17 protein-coding genes are annotated in these 17,470 nt (G+C 69.8%); 11 read left to right on the top strand and 6 right to left on the bottom strand.

Going from position 1 to position 17,470, the window contains the following annotated elements; all coding sequences use genetic code 11:
• Positions 1-103 precede the first annotated feature (103 nt).
• Positions 104-436 (bottom strand): hypothetical protein, encoded by a 333-nt coding sequence (locus AB0M76_RS22945; RefSeq protein ID WP_365954641.1) that lies wholly within the window; start codon positions 434-436, stop codon positions 104-106.
• Positions 437-491: 55 nt separating this feature from the next.
• Positions 492-1,412 (bottom strand): acetylglutamate kinase, encoded by a 921-nt coding sequence (gene argB, locus AB0M76_RS22940; RefSeq protein ID WP_365954640.1) that lies wholly within the window; start codon positions 1,410-1,412, stop codon positions 492-494.
• A gap of 431 nt (positions 1,413-1,843) precedes the next feature.
• Here argB and AB0M76_RS22935 point away from each other — a divergent pair, with 431 nt between their 5' ends.
• Positions 1,844-2,065, top strand: a complete 222-nt coding sequence (locus AB0M76_RS22935; protein ID WP_053788244.1) for an MbtH family protein — start codon at positions 1,844-1,846, stop codon at positions 2,063-2,065.
• Between the two features lie 86 nt (positions 2,066-2,151).
• Here AB0M76_RS22935 and AB0M76_RS22930 read toward each other — a convergent pair whose 3' ends face one another.
• On the bottom strand, positions 2,152-3,507 hold the full coding sequence (locus AB0M76_RS22930; RefSeq protein WP_266674298.1) for a lysine N(6)-hydroxylase/L-ornithine N(5)-oxygenase family protein: 1,356 nt from the start codon (positions 3,505-3,507) through the stop codon (positions 2,152-2,154).
• A gap of 316 nt (positions 3,508-3,823) precedes the next feature.
• Here AB0M76_RS22930 and AB0M76_RS22925 point away from each other — a divergent pair, with 316 nt between their 5' ends.
• Positions 3,824-4,468, top strand: coding sequence for an FMN-binding negative transcriptional regulator (locus AB0M76_RS22925; protein ID WP_365954639.1), 645 nt, complete (start codon positions 3,824-3,826; stop codon positions 4,466-4,468).
• A 27-nt stretch (positions 4,469-4,495) separates the two neighbouring features.
• On the opposite strand, the gene AB0M76_RS22920 is transcribed toward AB0M76_RS22925, so the two are convergent.
• Positions 4,496-5,191 carry an LmbU family transcriptional regulator gene (locus AB0M76_RS22920; RefSeq protein ID WP_365954669.1) on the bottom strand — a complete coding sequence of 232 codons (696 nt, stop codon included), beginning with the start codon at positions 5,189-5,191 and terminating at the stop codon, positions 4,496-4,498.
• Positions 5,192-5,539: 348 nt separating this feature from the next.
• Here AB0M76_RS22920 and AB0M76_RS22915 point away from each other — a divergent pair, with 348 nt between their 5' ends.
• The 4 genes from AB0M76_RS22915 to AB0M76_RS22900 all read left to right on the top strand — a co-directional run bounded on the left by AB0M76_RS22915 (position 5,540) and on the right by AB0M76_RS22900 (position 10,441).
• Positions 5,540-6,712: a serine hydrolase domain-containing protein gene (locus AB0M76_RS22915; RefSeq protein WP_365954638.1), complete on the top strand. Its 1,173-nt coding sequence runs from the start codon at positions 5,540-5,542 to the stop codon at positions 6,710-6,712.
• A 226-nt stretch (positions 6,713-6,938) separates the two neighbouring features.
• The gene (gene argC / locus AB0M76_RS22910) at positions 6,939-7,967 is read left to right on the top strand and encodes an N-acetyl-gamma-glutamyl-phosphate reductase (RefSeq protein WP_365954637.1); all 1,029 of its coding nucleotides are present in this window, start codon (positions 6,939-6,941) and stop codon (positions 7,965-7,967) included.
• Positions 7,968-7,989: 22 nt separating this feature from the next.
• On the top strand, positions 7,990-9,141 hold the full coding sequence (argJ, locus tag AB0M76_RS22905; protein WP_365954636.1) for a bifunctional glutamate N-acetyltransferase/amino-acid acetyltransferase ArgJ: 1,152 nt from the start codon (positions 7,990-7,992) through the stop codon (positions 9,139-9,141).
• Between the two features lie 70 nt (positions 9,142-9,211).
• The gene (locus AB0M76_RS22900) at positions 9,212-10,441 is read left to right on the top strand and encodes an acetylornithine transaminase (protein WP_365954635.1); all 1,230 of its coding nucleotides are present in this window, start codon (positions 9,212-9,214) and stop codon (positions 10,439-10,441) included.
• A gap of 16 nt (positions 10,442-10,457) precedes the next feature.
• Here the strand turns inward: AB0M76_RS22900 and AB0M76_RS22895 are convergent, their stop codons facing one another.
• Positions 10,458-11,483 (bottom strand): AfsR/SARP family transcriptional regulator, encoded by a 1,026-nt coding sequence (locus AB0M76_RS22895; RefSeq protein ID WP_365954634.1) that lies wholly within the window; start codon positions 11,481-11,483, stop codon positions 10,458-10,460.
• A 78-nt stretch (positions 11,484-11,561) separates the two neighbouring features.
• Complete coding sequence (locus AB0M76_RS22890; RefSeq protein ID WP_365954633.1) at positions 11,562-12,311, bottom strand: alpha/beta fold hydrolase; 750 nt, start codon at positions 12,309-12,311, stop codon at positions 11,562-11,564.
• Between the two features lie 716 nt (positions 12,312-13,027).
• Between AB0M76_RS22890 and AB0M76_RS22885 the strand changes: the two genes are divergently transcribed.
• From AB0M76_RS22885 to AB0M76_RS22865, 5 genes are all read left to right on the top strand, one after another.
• Positions 13,028-13,243, top strand: coding sequence for an MbtH family protein (locus tag AB0M76_RS22885; RefSeq protein WP_365954632.1), 216 nt, complete (start codon positions 13,028-13,030; stop codon positions 13,241-13,243).
• Positions 13,244-13,445: 202 nt separating this feature from the next.
• Positions 13,446-14,084 (top strand): LmbU family transcriptional regulator, encoded by a 639-nt coding sequence (locus AB0M76_RS22880; RefSeq protein WP_365954631.1) that lies wholly within the window; start codon positions 13,446-13,448, stop codon positions 14,082-14,084.
• A gap of 92 nt (positions 14,085-14,176) precedes the next feature.
• Positions 14,177-15,760 carry an amino acid adenylation domain-containing protein gene (locus AB0M76_RS22875; RefSeq protein WP_365954630.1) on the top strand — a complete coding sequence of 528 codons (1,584 nt, stop codon included), beginning with the start codon at positions 14,177-14,179 and terminating at the stop codon, positions 15,758-15,760.
• A gap of 34 nt (positions 15,761-15,794) precedes the next feature.
• The gene (locus tag AB0M76_RS22870) at positions 15,795-16,025 is read left to right on the top strand and encodes an acyl carrier protein (RefSeq protein WP_365954629.1); all 231 of its coding nucleotides are present in this window, start codon (positions 15,795-15,797) and stop codon (positions 16,023-16,025) included.
• Positions 16,026-16,258: 233 nt separating this feature from the next.
• The gene (locus tag AB0M76_RS22865; RefSeq protein ID WP_365954628.1) at positions 16,259-17,446 is read left to right on the top strand and encodes an NAD(P)/FAD-dependent oxidoreductase; all 1,188 of its coding nucleotides are present in this window, start codon (positions 16,259-16,261) and stop codon (positions 17,444-17,446) included.
• Positions 17,447-17,470 lie beyond the last annotated feature (24 nt).

Raw genomic sequence — 17,470 nt, 5'->3', positions numbered from 1 at the left:
CCACCGCCGACCGGTGCTCCTGGGCATCGGCCGGCGGTGGCCCTGCTGCGCTCATGCGCGGCCGGCGGGGCCGGCGGGGCCGGCAACGGTCCCCGCCCGGATCTCAGGGCAGGCTGGTGAACGCGGCGAAGACGTCGTCGAGTTCGTGCGTGTGCACGGTGAGCGACTCCGAGGTGACCGCTGCCGCGTCGAGGATCGCGAGCACGGTCCGCAGGGTCTCGATGCCGGCGTCGGCGGGGATCTGGAGGGTGAGCGTCGCCGGGTCGCTCCAGGCCTCGCCGAGGCCCGGGCCCGATCCGGCGCCGAACGCGGCGGCGGCACGTTCGAGCGCGATCGCATCGGCGAACCGCAGGCGGACGAGTCCGTCGGGCGGACCGTGCCGGGGCGGGCCGGCGGGGGGCGGGACCACCGTGAGCTCCCGAGGTGTGCGTGTCACCGGCGGTGCCCTCCCCTTCGCTCGCGTGTCGTCGTTCGCTGTCGCTGCTGATCGCTCACCGCAGGATCTCCGCCTCGTCCGGGTCCGGCACGATCACCGTGCCGACCCCGTCGTCCGTGAACATCTGGAGGAGAACCGAGTGCGGGACCCGTCCGTCGATCACCCGGGCCGCGCCCACGCCGCCCCGCACGGCCTGCAGGCAACCGGTCATCTTGGGCACCATGCCGTCGCTCAGCTCCGGCAGGAGCTTCTCCAGCTCGCAGGCCGTGAGCCGCTGGATGACCTCGTCACTGTGCGGCCAGCCCGCGTACAGACCCGCGACGTCCGTCATCATGACGAGCGCCTCGGCGCGCAGCGCGGTCGCGAGCGCTGCCGCTGCGGTGTCGGCGTTGACGTTGTAGACCAGGCCGTCCTCGGCGCTGCGGGCGAGCGGCGAGACCACCGGGATCCGGCCGTCCGCCAGCAGGCTGTCCAGGGCGCCTGTGTCCACGCGGGTGATGTCGCCGACCCGGCCGACGTCCACCGGCTCCCCGTCGATCCACGGCACGTGCCGCACCGCGGTGAGGGTGTCCGCGTCCTCGCCGGTCATACCGACGGCGAGGGGGCCGAAGCGGTTGATCAGCCCGACCAGTTCGCGCTGCACCTGGCCGGCGAGGACCATCCGTACCACGTCCATCGCGGCCGGCGAGGTGACGCGGAGCCCGGCTCTGAACTCGCGCTCCAGGCCCCGCCGCGCGAGCTCGGCATCGATCTGTGGGCCTCCTCCGTGCACCACCACGGGCCGCAGCCCGGCGTAGCGCAGGAAGACGATGTCGCGGGCGAAGGCCGCCGTGAGCTCCTCGTTGACCATGGCGTGTCCGCCCAGCTTGATGACGACCGTCCGGCCCTGGTGGCGGGCCAGCCACGGCAGGGCGTCACCGATGGACTGGGCCTTGGCCATGGCCATGGCCGGGTGCATGCTGGCGGTGGCGGTCATTGGCACGACTCCTTCTGTGGAAGACCCCGGCGACGGGCCGGGCCCCGATGGCCGGTGGACGTGCGCTCGAGAACGGCACGAAAACACTTGGCTGTGCTGCGGGCTTTTGGGATGGTGAATACATTTCGGCCCGAGCTGTGCTTGTGCCGTAATCATCGCGCGCGGACGCGGGCCGACGGAAGCCGATTCCAGTCGACTCGCTCGAAAAGGCGACCGATTCTGCCACATGAGTGTGTCCCGCTTTCGGGACACGTCCTGTCAACAGGACAGTGGACGGCAGATATCGAGGTAATGGGTCCCGCAGGCCTCCACGGGTTCCCGAAACGTGCATGATCTGGCTTGGCGGTCTCGCCAACTCCATCCCACCGATGGATGATGATTCATTTTCTGCTCGAAAGTGAATCGTGGACGGCTTGAATTGGAGTGGATTGATGAGCAGCAACCCGTTCGACGACGCCGACGGCCGGTTCTACGTTCTGGTGAACGACGAGCAGCAGCACTCGCTGTGGCCCTCGTTCACCGAGGTTCCCGCCGGCTGGCGCATCGTGTTCGGCGAGGAGAGCCGCGACAAGTGCCTCACGTACGTGGAGGACAAGTGGACCGACCTGCGGCCGCAGAGCCTGCGGGACGCGATGGTCGCCGACGCCGCGTGAGCTGACCGGGCACGGCCCGGAACCGCCGTGGGGTGTGCCCCGGTGCTGCAGCCGCAGCACCGGGGCACACCCCACGGTGTGCCGCGTCAGGCGGCCGAGGACGCTTCCGCCACGGGATGGTTGAGGTCCAGCTCCCGCTCGGTGCGCCGCAGCACGATCGAATCGGCGATCTCGCCGCTGCGTACCGCGATGTTCGACAGCAGGGACGACGACATGCCGTGGGTGTGCTCGGTGCCGCCCTGGAGATAGACGCCGCAGGTCAGTCCCGATGCGGTGACGAGGCGGTAGTCGCGTTCCACCCGGTGCCTGCCCGCCGCGTCGCGCTGGAAGTGCTGGTCGAAGTCGCCGAGCAGGCGGGCCGGGTCCAGGCCGTCGTAGCCGGTGGCGAACACCAGCGCGTCGACGGCCAGCTCCTCCGTCCGGTCGTCGAGCAGCGAGTGCAGGACCACCCGCGCCCCGCTTCCGACGCGTTCGACCTCGGCGACCCGGGTGAGGTTGCGGAAGTGCAGCCGCTGGCTGCCGCCGCGCACCTGCTCCTCGTACGAACGCTGGTACAGGGCCCGGATGACGTCGGCGTCGACCACCGAGTAGTTGGTGTTGCGGTGATAGCGCCAGAACGCGTCCCGTGCCCGCTCGGTGCCGAAGTAGTACTCGTCGACCGCGTCGGGGTCGAACACCTGGTTGGCGAACGGGGTGTCATCGGCGACGGAGTAGCCGTACGACGGGATGACCGCGGAGACCTGTGCGTGCGGCAGCGAGTCGTAGAGGAACCGGGTGATCTCGGCCGCGCTCTGGCCGGCGCCGACCACCGCCACGCTCTTGAGGTCGCCCGAGGCCTGGGCGTTGAACTTGCCCAGGAACTCCGAGCTGTGCCACACCCGCTCGTCGGACGTCACACCCTCCGGCAGGCGCGGCACCAGGCCCGTCGAGATGGTCACGTTGCGTGCGGTGACCACGCTGGTGGTGCCGTCGCCGCTGCGCACCTCGATCTCGAGGAGGTTGGGCGTCCGTGACCCGGCCTCGGTGACGGGCCGGATCGAGGTGACCTCGGCGCCGTAGGTGACCTTGTCGCGGAGGCCGGCGGCCGCCCAGTCCAGGTACTGGTGGAATTCGTGCCGGGTCGGGAAGAAGTCCTGGTTGTTCACGAACTGCACCAGCCGGTTGGAGGCGTGCAGGTACGAGATGAAGCTGAACCGGGACATCGGATTCCTGAAGGTCGCGAGGTCCTTGAGGAATGAAATCTGCATGGTCGTCGACGGCAGCAGCATGTTCCGGTGCCAGCCGAACGAGGGCTGTCGCTCGAAGAAATGGGACTTGACCGGATGCTGCGGAGCGCTCGCCCCGTGCTCCTCCAAGGCGATCGCGAGCGACATGTTGGACGGGCCGAAGCCGATGCCGACCACGTCGTAGATCTCTTGGTTGCGCCTGCCAGTTATGCCCATAGAAATTTCTCCCGCTTGCGTCTGGAAAACTCGGCCGGTGGCCCGAGAGACCGTTCTGCAGTGTTGCTCCCGAGAGTATCTCAAGGCAACTTGAAGACGGCCTGAAGGCTGTTTTGAGGACTTCTTGAGTCGCTCGATTATCCGAAGGCTTTGTCCTGTCGACGGGACGGCGATATGGTCGGCGCGGATTATCAAGATCTTCGCGTGACGCGGCCGGTGGCCGATGGCCCTTGTATCCCGTGTCCGGAGTAATGCGATCAGTCATGCCCTGAGCCAGGGTCATGCCCTGAGCCAATTGTCGAAAGGGTGTATCCGAATGTTCGTGCCCAGCTCTTACCGCGAACCGGACAGTTCGTGGATGGTGGACCTGATCCGTGGTAATCCACTGGCGCTCGCGGTGGCCAATGGCAGCCCCGAGAACGGTCCGTTCGCCACGCACCTCCCGGTCATCTTCGACCCCGAGACGTCCGGCGACTGGTCCGGCGAGCTGCCGGGTGCCACGCTGCTCGGACATATGAACCGGGCGAACCCGCACTGGTCGGCGCTGGAGACGGGCGGCGTCCTGCTGCTGACGTTCACCGGTCCGCATTCCTACGTGTCGCCCACGGTGTACGAGAAGACGCCGGCCGCCCCGACCTGGAACTTCACCGCGGTGCACGTCCGGGGCGTGGTGGAGAAGATCGACTCGATGGACGAGACGCTGAGCGTGGTGGAGTCCACCGTGCGCGCCTTCGAGGGGCGGTTCGGCAACGGCTGGGACATGACCGAGTCGCTCGGCTACTTCCGCAAGATCGCGCCCGCCGTGGGGGCCTTCCGGTTCACGGTGACCGGGGCCGAGGGCATGTTCAAGCTCAGCCAGGAGCAGCCGGACGAGGTGCGCGACCGGGTGCGGGAGTCGTTCGGGCAGAGCGCGTGCACGTACAAGCGCGAGACCGCCGGGCTGATGAGCCAGCTGTCCTGACGCACCGAAGGCCTCGGCGCCGGGGACTCAGGCGCTGACGGCCACGGGCCGGGTCTGCTCGGCGAGGTCGTCCAGGGCGCTCGCGGCCGCGCTGTCCAGCGTGGTCATCACCCACTGCTCGAAGTCGACGCCCAGCTGCTCCGCGGCCTTGTGCCACCACTGGACACGGCTGCCGGGGACCTCCAGACGGCGGCTCGGCTCGGTGGGAGTGCGGGGCAGCTGCTCGCCCTGGCGCGCGGCGCGGATGGCGCCGCGCAGCTGCTTGGTGGTCCACTGCCCCTGCTCGGCGCGGTCGAGCCAGCGGTCCTGGTCCTCGACCGGCATGGAGGCCAGCTCGGCGTGGTGCTGGAAGCTCAGGGTGGGCCGGCGCCGGGTGAAGTCGAAGCGCCGTGAGACCCATGCGTAGTTGCGCAGGGTCTGGTACGAGAGGCCGACGGCCTGTATCCCGCGCTGATACCGGTCGGTGTAGTGGTCCTTGCCGTATCTCAGCCAGTCGCCCAGCCACCAGGAGGACGAGTCGAGGACGCCGGCGAGCTGGCGCCCGGCCCGCTCCCACTCGTCGTAGGCCATCCCGGTCGGCATCTGCAGGCCCACCTTGGTCGTCAGCACCTGGCCCCGGCGCGGCGCGGCCCCCGCAATGCGCGGCTGCCGTGCCGGGGGCTGCGGGGGAGCGGCTGCCGGGCCGCCATGCGGCCCTGTGGTTAGACCGGCCTGACGTGCCATCATGCCTCCATCAGAAGGGTGTATATAACCGGCGAGAAGTTTCGCGGGGCGGGCTGGAGCGGTACCGGAGCGGCGTTCGAACGGCCGCACGGGTGTCCTGTCGACAGGACGAAGCGCGACCGCATTTCCAATCCCGACCGGAATTAATTGCCGGCCACGGCTCTGTTTCCCGCCCGAGTCCGCGGCCGCGGGACGTCAATGAGCCTGCTTGTGCACGTAATTCGGCCGCCCGAATGTCGAAAAAGAACCAGTGGGCAGGTATTTTCATGCCGTGGTTCGATTTCGCCGAAGGACCGCACAAGTACCGCATCAGCCAAATTCGGACGACCTTCAGGACGGGGAATGAAGATGACGATACGGAAGCGACCAGGGGTCGGCGTGGTCGGTCTGGCGGCACTCGCGATCATGGCCACCGCCTTCACCGCTCCCGCCCAGGCAGCGGAGGACACGGCCCCCAAGGCGGCCGACCACCAGGCGACGCAGCGCGCGATCGACGCGGCCGTAGCCGCCGGCATCCCCGGCATCACGGTCGAAGCGCGGGATGCCAACGGCATCTGGAAGTCGGCATCCGGCGTGGGCAACATGAAGACGGGTGCACCGCGCGGCAAGAACGACCGGTTCCGCGTCGGGCACGTCACCGCCACCTTCGTGGCGACGGTCCTCCTCCAGATGGAGGCGGAGAAGAAGCTCAGCCTCGACGACACCGTGGAGCGCCATCTGCCGGGCGTGGTGACGGGCAACGGCAACGACGGCCGCGCGATCACCGTACGACAGCTCCTCAACCACACCAGCGGCCTGTCCGACTACTTCGCCGACGCCGACTACGTCTCGACGTACGTCCTGGGCGACGGCTACCTCCAGCACCGGTACGAGACCATGCCGCACAACAAGCGCGTGGAGGTGGCCCTCTCCCACGCGCCGGTGTTCCAGCCCGGCGCCCGGCACGGGTTCTCCAACACCAACGACATCCTGTCCGCGATGATCGTCGAGAAGGTCGGCGGCAAGCGGTACGAGGACGAGGTGCGCAAGCGCATCATCGAGCCCCTGGGGCTCACGGCGACGTCCACCCCCGGCAACGGCGTCAACCTGCCCCAGCCGAGCAGCCGCGCCTACTCCAAGCTCTTCTTCCAGACGCAGCCGGACAAGATCGACGACGTCACCGAGGTCAACGGGTCGCAGACCTGGGGCAACCTCGACATCATCTCCAGTGCAGCCGATCTGAACCGGTTCTACAGCGCCCTGATGCGCGGGAAGCTGCTGCCGCCGAAGCAGCTGGCGGAGATGAAGACGACCGTCGTCAACCCCGACTTCCCGCTCTCGTCCTACGGCCTCGGCCTCGAGCGGCTGACGCTGGGCTGCGGCACCACCATCTGGTACCGCGACGGAGGCACGGTGGGCTGGCTCTCCCTGGTCGCCACCACCGAGGACGCCGGCCACCAGCTCACGTTCAACTACAACAGCGACTGGCGACCGGACGACCTCCTCACCATTCTCAACGCCGAGTACTGCACCGCGCCCTAGCGCGCACACCGAGGCAGGTCACGAGGGCGCCCTCCCCGACCGAGACACCCGGCGACACCAGGACGCCGGCCCGCACGACGAGCCGTTGGCGTGGTGCGGGCCGGCACCTGTGAGCCGTGCCTTCGAGCCGCAATCAATTCCGAGGCTGTCGTATGTACGGCGAACGCGATGGGTGACAGGGCCCGGATCGCGTGAGAAGGACATGTGTGTCACATCGGGAGGGTTCATGACAGTGCGAGCAGCCGTGGCGGGGGCGAGTGGATATGCGGGGGGCGAGCTCCTACGCCTGCTCCTGGCGCACCCTGAAGTGGAGATCGGTGCTCTGACCGGGCATTCCAGTGCGGGACAGCGCCTCGGCGCGCTGCAGCCGCACCTGGCTCCGCTGGCCGGGCGTGAGGTACAGCCCACCACCGCCGACGCCCTCAAGGGGCACGACGTCGTCTTCCTCGCCCTCCCGCACGGCCAGTCCGCCGCCGTCGCGGAGCAGTTGGGTGACGAAACGCTCGTCATCGACTGCGGCGCGGACTTCCGCCTCGCGGACGCGGCCGACTGGGAAACGTTCTACGGCACGCCGCACGCGGGCACCTGGCCCTACGGCCTGCCCGAGCTGCCCGGAGCCCGCGCTGCGCTGGCAGGGACCAAGCGCATCGCGGTGCCGGGCTGCTACCCGACCGCCGTCCTGCTGGCCATGTTCCCCGCGTACGCGGCGGGACTGGCCGAACCCGAGGCGGTGGTCGTCGCGGCGTCCGGCACGTCCGGCGCCGGCAAGGCGCCCAAGGCGGACCTGCTCGGCAGCGAGGTCATGGGCTCCATGCGGCCGTACGGCGTGGGCGGCGGCCACCGGCACACGCCCGAGATGGTGCAGTACCTCAGCGCCGCGGCGGGTCGCCGGGTCGCCGTCTCCTTCACCCCGACCCTGGCCCCCATGCCGCGCGGCATCCTCGCCACCTGCTCCGCCGCGGCGCGGCCCGGGGTCGGTGCGGACGACGTACGGGCCGCGTACGAGAAGGCCCTGGCCGACGAGCCGTTCGTACGGCTGCTGCCCGAGGGGCAGTGGCCCAGCACCGCGGCCGTGTACGGATCGAACGCCGCGCAGATCCAGGTGGCCCTCGACCCGGCGGTCGGCCGGATCATCGCGATCAGCGCCATCGACAACCTCACCAAGGGCACCGCGGGCGGTGCCCTCCAGAGCATGAACGCCGCCTTCGGCCTGCCCGAGGGACTGGGGCTTTCCACGATCGGAGTCGCACCGTGAGCTGGGCGAACAAGGAGATGCAGTGAGCGTCACCGCAGCACGAGGCTTCACGGCGGCGGGCATCGCCGCAGGAATCAAGCAGAACGGCAACCGAGACCTGGCTCTCGTCGTCAACAACGGGCCGCGCTGCGCCGCGGCCGGCGTCTTCACCTCCAACCGGGTGCAGGCCGCCCCCGTCCAGTGGTCCCGGCAGATACTCGCCGACGGCGAGATCCGCGCGGTCGTGCTCAACTCCGGCGGCGCCAACGCCTGCACCGGGCCGCAGGGCTTCCAGGACACGTACGCCACCGCCGAGAAGGCCGCCGAGCGGCTCGGCCTGGACGCGGCGGACGTGGCGGTCTGCTCCACCGGGCTCATCGGCGTGCCGCTTCCCATGGACCGGATCCTGGCCGGCGTCGAGAGCGCCGCCACCCGGCTGTCCGAGTCCGGCGGCGAGGACGCGGCAGTCGCCGTCATGACCACCGACACGGTGCACAAGACGGCCGCCGTCACCCGCGGCGAGTGGACCGTCGGAGGCATGGCCAAGGGCGCCGGGATGCTCGCCCCCGGGCTCGCCACCATGCTCGTCGTGCTCACCACGGACGCCGCCCTGGACAGCGGGGTCCTGGACCGGGCGCTGCGGGACGCCACCCGTTCCACCTTCGACCGGGTCGACTCCGACGGCTGCATGTCCACCAACGACACCGTGCTGCTGCTCTCCTCCGGGGCCTGCGAAGTCACCCCGGAATACGCCGAGTTCGCCGAGGCCGTCCACACGGTCTGCGCCGACCTGGCGCGGCAGCTCATCGGGGACGCCGAGGGTGCCAGCAAGGAGATCCGCATCGAGGTCGTGGGCGCCGCGAGCGAGGACGACGCCGTCGAGGTGGGCCGCTCCGTCGCCCGCAACAACCTCCTCAAGTGCGCCATTCACGGCGAGGACCCCAACTGGGGCCGCGTCCTGTCGGCCATCGGCACCACCTCCGCCGTCTTCGAGCCCGACCGCCTCAACGTCGCCATCAACGGCGTGTGGGTCTGCAAGAACGGATCGGTGGGCGAGGACCGCACGCTGGTGGACATGACCGGCCGCGAAGTCGGGATCACCGTGGACCTCGCCGCGGGCGCGGACTCCGCCGTGATCTGGGCCAACGACCTCACCGCCGAGTACGTCCACGAGAACAGCGAGTACGCCTCATGAGCGCTTCTGCGTCTCATGAGGGCCCCCTGTACGCAGTGAACAACGACGTGAGCTTCGAGGGAGCGACGGCATGAGCAACGGCGCGGACACGGCGGACCTGACCGGGGCGGGCAACGCGGCGCTGACCCGCCGCTGGCGGGGCGTCATGATGGACAACTTCGGCACCCCCCTGCTGCCCCTGGTCCGGGGCGAGGGCACCCAGGTCTGGGACGCGGAGGGCAACGAGTACCTCGACTTCGTCGGCGGCATCGCGGTCAACTCGCTCGGCCACGCGCACCCCGCGGTCGTACGGGCCGTCTCCGAGCAGATCGCCTCACTCGGACACGTCTCGAACCTCTTCATGGCCGAACCGACCGTGCGCCTCGCCGAGCGCCTGCTGCAGCTCGCCGGGCGCCAGGGCCGGGTCTACTTCTCCAACTCCGGCGCCGAGGCCAACGAGGCGGCCTTCAAGATCGGCCGGCTCACCGGCCGCACGCACATGGTGTCGGCCGTCGGCGGCTTCCACGGCCGCACCATGGGGGCCCTGGCCCTCACCGGCCAGCCGGCCAAGCAGCGCCCCTTCCAGCCGCTGCCGGGCGACGTCAGCCACGTGCCGTTCGGGGACGTGGAGGCCTTGCGCGCCGCCGTCACCCCGCACACCGCGCTGCTGATGCTGGAACCCCTGCAGGGGGAGAACGGCGTGGTCGTGCCTCCGCCCGGCTACCTGCGGGCCGCCCGCGAGATCACCGCAGCGACCGGCACCCTCCTCGTCCTGGACGAGATCCAGACCGGCATCGGGCGCACGGGCCGCTGGTTCGCGGCCGAGGCCGAAGGCGTCGAGGCGGACGTCGTCACCCTCGCCAAGGGCCTGGGCGGCGGTCTGCCCATCGGCGCGACGCTCGCTTTCGGCGCGGCCGCGGAGCTGCTCACGCCCGGCGCGCACGGCTCCACCTTCAGCGGGAACCCCGTGGTGTGCGCGGGCGCCCTCGCCGTACTGGACACCATCGAGCGGACGGGCATCCTCGACCACGTGACCTGGACGGGGGAACGGCTGCGGCGCGGCCTGGAGACCCTGGACCACCCGCTGGTGCGCGAGGTCCGCGGCGCCGGCCTGCTGCTGGGCGTCGTGCTCAACGGAACGTTCGCGGCGCAGGTGCAGCAGGCGGCCCAGGACAAGGGCCTCCTGGTGAACGCGGTGATGCCGGACGTCATCCGGCTCGCCCCGCCGCTGAACGTGTCGGACCGTGAGGTGGACACGTTCCTCGACAGCTTCCGGGCGGCCCTCTCCGAAACCCTCGGCTCGGTGCTGACGGCGGCCTGACCCCGCCCCGCGGGTCCTAGGCGAGCCCCGCGCCGGCGGTCACCCGCTGCGCGGTGCTCGCCGTCAGCTCGTTGAAGCGGCACAGCAGTTGGTTCTGCTCCTGTTGGAGCCGCTCGATGCGGCGGTGCAGGCGGGCTATCTCCTCGCAGAGGGGGAGCACCGCGTCGTCGGCCGTCGCGTCCATCACCGCGGGCGCCGGCTCGGCCCGAGACGCCCCGGCCCGAGGCGGGCCGGCCGGGCGGGTGCCCGCCGCCGCGGCGAGGGCGGGGTCGTGGTGGAGGATCGCCTCCATCAGACCGCGCAGAGCGGGGCCCGGCTCGACACCGAGTTCGTGCACCAGGCGGTTGCGCGCCCGTTCGTACACGCGGAGCGCTTCCGCCTGTCGGCCGCAGCGGTACAAGGCGACCATCAGCAGGTCGTAGAACCTCTCCCGCATGGGGTGATCGGTCGTGAGCTCCACCAGCTCGCCGGTGATCTCGCCGTGGCGCCCGGTGCTCAGATAGGCGTCGTACATCATCTCCAGAGCGGTCAGCCGGTGTTCCTCGAGCTGGGCCGCCTTGCCCGCGCAGATGTCGCCGAGCACGCTGCCCTCCAGCGCCGGGCCGCGCCACAGCGACAGCGCCTGGCGCAGCAGCTCACCGGCCTGCCCCGGGTCGCCGGGCAGGATCCGCCGGGCCTCGTCGGCCAGGTGCTGGAAGCGCGCGGCGTCCGTTTCGACGGGCGCGAGCTGCAGGGTGTAGCCGCGCGAGGTGGTCACGATCCACGGGTGCCGTGCGTGCTGTGCGTGTTGTTCGGCGCTCTGGCTCTCCGGCCCGGACAGCAGCCGGCGCAGCCGGGCCACATGGAGCTGGAGCGCGTTCGCCGCGTTGGCTGGCGGGTGCTCGCCCCACAGCTCGTCGATGAGCCGCTGCACGGAGACGTTGTGCCCGGCCTTCACCACCAGTGCGCCCAGCAGTGCACGCTGCTTGGCACCTGTGGGAACGATCCGCAGACCGGTCCGTTCGTCCTGGACTTCCACGAGACCGAGCAGGCGGAACTCCATCTCATCCCCTCACACACGCTGGCATCTCAGTCAGTTGCAGGAGTCGGGCGGCCACGCGTCGGCGGTTCACCAAAGGGTTCAGGAGGAGCGCATCGCGCCCGCCGCGGCGAGCGCAGTGGTCGCGTCCCGTTCGATCTGCCGCAGCAGCGGCCCGGGATCGTCCTGGAAGTAGAAGTGACCGCCGTCGAAGACGCGCAGGCCCAGAAAGTGCTCGGTGTGCTCTTCCCAGCCGGTCATCCGCGCCGGTGAGGCGGAGTGGTCCTCGCCGCCCGCGTAGGCGGACAGCGCCACGGGCAGCGGACCGGCGCCGGGAGCGGGGCGCCAGGTCTCCACCAGGCGCAGGTCGGCCCGGATGACCGGTTCGAACAGGGCCCACAGGTCGGGGTCGTCGAAGACCGCGTCGGGTGTGCCGCCGAGCAGCTTCAGACGGGTCCGCAGCTCGGCGTCGGGCAGCTGGTGGTACCGGTTCTTCGGTCCCGCCGGCTGTGGTGCGGTCCGTGCGGAGACACCGATCCACACCGGCAGCGGCAGGCCCCGGTCGACGGCCCGCCGGGTGATCTCGTACGTGAGGAGGGCGCCCATGCTGTGCCCGAACAGGGCGTAGGGACCGCCCGTCAGCCCGGGCTCGATGATGCGCAGCAGGTGGTCGGCGAGGCGGCCGGCGTCCGCGATCTGCGGCTGGTCGAGGAGGAGGCCGTGGCCCGGGGCGTCGAGCAGCGTCACGTCCCACGTGTCCGGCAGTTCGGTGGGCCAGTGGCGGTACAGCAGGTGCGAGCCCCCCGCGTGGTGCAGGACGAACAGGCGCAAGTCAGGTCGTGTGCCGTCCATCTCTCTCCCTCCGATCGGCCGCGCGTCCTCGGACCATAGAGCGCTGGAAGACCGACAGGGCGCGGGCACCAGCCGGACTCTGCCGCCGGTGCGGCGGCTCTCGAGCGATCCTCAGGCGGCGCGGCGCGGACGCGGGGCGGCAGACACCGGGGAGAGAGCGTGCGCCTGTCGGGGAGTGGCCTGAAATGCTGCGCGTGACTGCGGCGAGGTCCGTGCGGATCTCGAGTGGTTCGCCACCGTGAGCGGCGAAGACCGCCCCGAAGGTACTCGGAGACCTCCGTCGCCCGGCCGCTCGAGCGGACCTTGACCGGGTCTCAAAAGGGCCGTGGATACAGTGGCGGCAAGTCGGCTACCGGCAACGCGGGCAGCCAAGCCCGTACGACGACCGCGGCCCGACCCAGACGGCCGAGGTCCCGCGCCCCCGCTCGAACCGGAGCGGACAGCGGACGGGCCGATCGGCTGCCGTACGTCCTCATCCCAGGAACGTGAGGCAGCCGGTCTCCCCGGAATCCAGTGCGGTGCAGAGGACGACCGGGAGGTCGGCCGGCCTGCCGCCCTGGTACCGCTGACGGCCGAGTCCTTACGGTGACGCGGCAGAACACCGGGGTCGCCACCGATCCGGGGTGTCCTGCCGACCGGACAGGGCCGATCGGTGAACCCGCGCCCGTGCCATCTCCAACTCCGAGTCACCCCATGACAGTTAAGGACGGTGCCAGTTGAGCACGAACCCCTTCGACGACGAGAACGGCCGCTTCCAGGTTGTCGTCAACGACGAGGAGCAGCACTCCCTGTGGCCCGCGTTCGCCGAGGTGCCCGCGGGCTGGCGGGTGGTCTTCGGTGAGGCGGCCAGGTCCGAGTGCCTGCAGTACGTCGAGCAGAACTGGACCGACCTGCGCCCCAAGAGCCTGCGCGAGGCCATGGCGGCGGGCTGAGCGCCGCTCGGATGCTCGTAGGCCGGCCGCAGTGGAACGACGGTGACCGCCACCCGGGTGCTCGCTCGAGCGACCGGTGTACGCCCAGGCAAACACTCTGAGTGGGGAGATGAAGGTTGTGAGCGGCGCTGTGAGGACCGCCAGCAGATACAAGGCGGGGCCGGTGGGCAACAGCGGTGAGCCCGCGCAACGCGATGCGGTCATGTCGTTCGTGGGGTCGCAGGCCACGGTGCAGAAGTCGGGGATGGTCTTCCCGCAGAACCTGTCGGAGCGGTCCTGGGAGCAGATCGGGACCAACCTGCGCGAGCTTGTGAACTCCTCCGCCTGGTGGCTCGCCGACTGGATGAGCTACGGGGAGGCCACCTACGGGTGGCGGCGGTACAAGGAGGCGATCGAGCGCACGGGGCTCGACTACCAGACCTTGCGCAACTACGCCTGGGTGGGCCGCCGGTTCGAGCACCACCGCAGGCGGGACAGCCTCAGCTTCGCCCACCACGCCGAGGTGGCCCGCCTGTCGCCGCCGGAGCAGGACTACTGGCTGCGCAAGGCCGAACAGCAGAAGTGGTCGCGCAACGAACTCCGCAGGTCGGTCCGTGCCAGCCTGGCCGTGCAGAGCAGCACGACCGAGGTCCCCGCGGGCAGCGGCGACGAGAAGCAAGAGGTGCCCCGGCTGGCCGACTCGGCGGCCGCCGAAAAGCGCCGGCAGAAGGTCACCACGCTCACCATAGAGCTGTCCGCAGGCCAGCTGGAGTACTACTCGAAGACGGCTGCCGCGCACGGTCTGCCCGTTGACAAGTGGGTGGCCCAGGTGCTCGAAACCGCCGATCGCCGGACCGCCTAGAGGCGCATCGCCCCCCGTGCCGGCCGCCCCCCGTTCCCGGGGGTGCGCCGGCGGCTCGTCCGACCGGACACCTCTCACATCGGAGTCAGTTGATGATCCTTCAGGGAAAGCGGGTCGCCCTGCCCTCGGCGCCCGTCGTCCACAAGCAGTTCGAGGCGAACGTGGCGGCGGCGCCCGACGCCGTCGCCGTCTTCTGGGCCGGCCAGGAGCTGACGTACGCAGAGCTGGACGTGAAGGCGAATCGTTTCGCCCACTTCCTCGCCGAGCGCGGACACGGCCGGGGTGTGAAGGTCGGCGTCTGTCTCGACTACTCGATCGACATGCTCGTTGCCATCCTCGGCACCCTGAAGGCGGGCGCGGCCTACGTGCCGTTCGACCCGGCCTACCCTGCGGCCCGGCTCCAGCTGCTGCTGGGCCAGGTGCCCGACCTCGCCCTGATCGTCGCCTCCCCGGCCACGGCCGACATGGTCGGGTCGGCGGACGTCGACGTCATCGACCTCGAGCAGCTCGCCGACGGCCTGGCGGCTCTCCCGGCGACCGCTCCCGACGTCACCGTCACCGGCGACGACATCTGCTACGCGGTCTTCACGTCCGGCTCGACCGGTACGCCCAAGCTGACCGCGGTGCGGCACGAGGGCTGGTTCAACCTGATGAACTGGCTGAAGCTCGAGTACGGCCTGCACAGCGGGTCGAACCACCTGGTCGTCAGCGCGTTCGGGTTCGACCTCTCCCAGCGCAGCCTGATGACACCGCTGTTCGTCGGCGCCACCCAGAACCTGATGGCGACCCGGAACTTCGACGCCATGATGGCCTACCGCCTGCTCCGCGAGCGCGACATCCGCGTGGTGCACTGCGCCTCCAGCACGCTGTACCTGCTGGTGGACTGGGAGACCGCGCGCGGCGGCGACGTCCTCGCCAAGCTCGACTACGTCCTCTTCGGCGGCGAGGCCCTGAAGGTCCAGCGGCTCACGGACTGGGCGCGGCGCGAGGGCAACACGTGCACCCTCCTGCACCAGTACGGCGTCGCCGAGTGCACGGACGTCGCGACCTCGTACGACCTGGCCGACTACCGGCCCGGCGAGCACGACGTCCCGCCGGTCGGCAAGCCGGCCTACAACACCGACATCCACCTCGTCGACGAGGACCTGCGCGGTGTCGCGCCGGGGGAGCAGGGCGAGATCTGCATCTCCGGTGCCAGCGTCGGCGCGGGCTACCTCAACAACGGTCCCGAGAACGCCAAGTTCACGACGATCGAGGTCGACGGGGAGCCGCTCCGGGTCTACCGCACGGGCGACCGCGGCCACGTGAACGGGGCCGGCGAGCTCGTCGTCCTCGGCCGGATCGACGCCCAGGTGAAGGTGCGCGGCATGCGCATCGACCCCACCGACATCGAGCGCGCGCTCGCCCGGCTGGCCGGGGTCCGCGAGGCCGCCGTGGCCATCACGTACACCGACGCCGGCGAGGCCGAGCTGATCGCGTTCATCGTCCCGGCGGGGGACGACCCCGCCGAGGACCTCCTGCGCACCGGCCTCCTGGAGACGCTGCCGCGGAACATGGTGCCGGCCACATTCGTGAACGTCCCGCTGCTTCCGCTCAGCCCGCACGGGAAAGTCGACCGCGTCGCGCTGGTCGATGCATACCGGAAGCAGTTCGCCGACAGCGGCATTGCCGCATAGTCGACGGATTTTGATGACAACCGAGAGGGCTGTGATGATTGCCGACAGCGTGCGCGCCATTTGGTGCCGGGAACTCCAGCAGGACGAGATATCGGTCGACGATGATTTCTTCGCCCTGGGCGGCCAGTCCTTGATCATGGTCAGGATTCAGGGTGCTTTCATGGACGAGTTGGGCGTCGAGGTCCCGATGGACCAGATGTTCCTCAACTCGACGGTGGCGTCGATCTCTGCGTACATCGAATCCCTGGGAGCGCCGGCCCGGTAGCTTCAGGCGTGGTTGATGCCCTGTCGTGTCTCGCCGGCGAGACACGACACGGCATCGGCGTGTATTCCTCGCGCTGGTTCTATTTATCCCGCTAGTTCGAATCGGCTAGCATCGCATTCATGCTCGGCGGCGGTTATTCGGTCCGCTGCGCCGATAGCGCGCTCAATCACAACTGATTTCCGGTTGCTGCCGCGTTGGGTCAAAAACTACCTGGTAAGAGAGGTGGAGGCGCCATGTACGACGTGATTGTCATCGGTGCCCGTTGTGCGGGCTCGCCGACGGCCATGCTATTTGCGCATCAGGGTTATCGAGTGCTGCTCCTGGAGAAAGCGCGATTCCCTCAGGACACGCTGTCCTCGCACTACCTGCACATGCAGGGCGTGGCGCTGCTCAACCGGTGGGGACTGCTCGACAAGCTGCGCGACGCGGGCTGCCGGCCGATCACCAAGCAGGTCTACGAGGGCCCCGGTGTCCGCATCGAGGGCTTCTCCCTGCCGATGGACGGCCTGACGGCCACGTACGCGCCGCGGCGCTTCGTGCTCGACCCGATCCTCGCGGAGGGCGCCGTCGAGGCCGGCGTCGACTTCCAGGAGGGCTGCGCCGTCAACGACCTGCTGTTCGAGGACGGCCGGGTCGTCGGCGTGCGGTACACCACGCCCGGCGGCGCCGAGGCGACGGAACGGGCCCGCCTGGTCGTCGGCGCGGACGGCATGCGCTCGCTGGTCGCGCGCAAGGTCGGCGCGGAGAACGTCATCGAGCACCCGCGGCTGACCTGCACCTACTACAGCTACTGGGCCGGGGTCCCCTCGGACTTCGAGCTGTACGAGCAGCCGGGCCGCTGGATCGGCGTGCTGCCGACCAACAACGACCTCACGCTGCTCATGGCCTACTTCCCCCAGGCTGACTTCGGCGCGGTCCGCAAGGCGGTCGAACCCGCCTACCTCGATGCCTTCCGTACGACGGCGCCCGAGCTGTGGGAGCGCATGCAGTCGGGCGAGCGCGTGGAGCAGCTGTACGGCACGGGCCACCAGGACAACTACTTCCGCAAGGCCTACGGGCCCGGGTGGGCGCTGGTCGGCGACGCGGTGAACCACAAGGACTCCATCACCGCCCGCGGCATCACCGAAGCCTTCGTCCAGGCCCGGAACCTCACCGATTTCATCGGGGACGGCCTGCACGACGACGCCAGGCTCAAGTCGGCGCTGAGGCGCTACGAGAACGAGCTGAGCAACGAAGCCCTCAACCACTACCAGGGCGCGCTCAACGTGGCCGAGCTCAAGCCCGAGGGCCGGGTCGACATGCTGCGGAAGCTGGTCGGCCACCAGGAGCACATCGACCGGTACTTCTCGACGCTGTCGGGGGCGTGCTCCATCGACGACTTCTACAACGACGAACTTTTGACCCTGCTCGACCAGAGCTGAGTGACGACTTGCTCCCTGGTTCCG

Origin of the sequence: Streptomyces sp. NPDC051364 (genome assembly GCF_040682115.1) — a bacterium.
Classification (GTDB): Bacteria; Actinomycetota; Actinomycetes; order Streptomycetales; family Streptomycetaceae; genus Streptomyces.
Note: the sequence above shows the minus strand (reverse complement) of the source record. Positions and strands in the feature narration are given on the sequence as shown.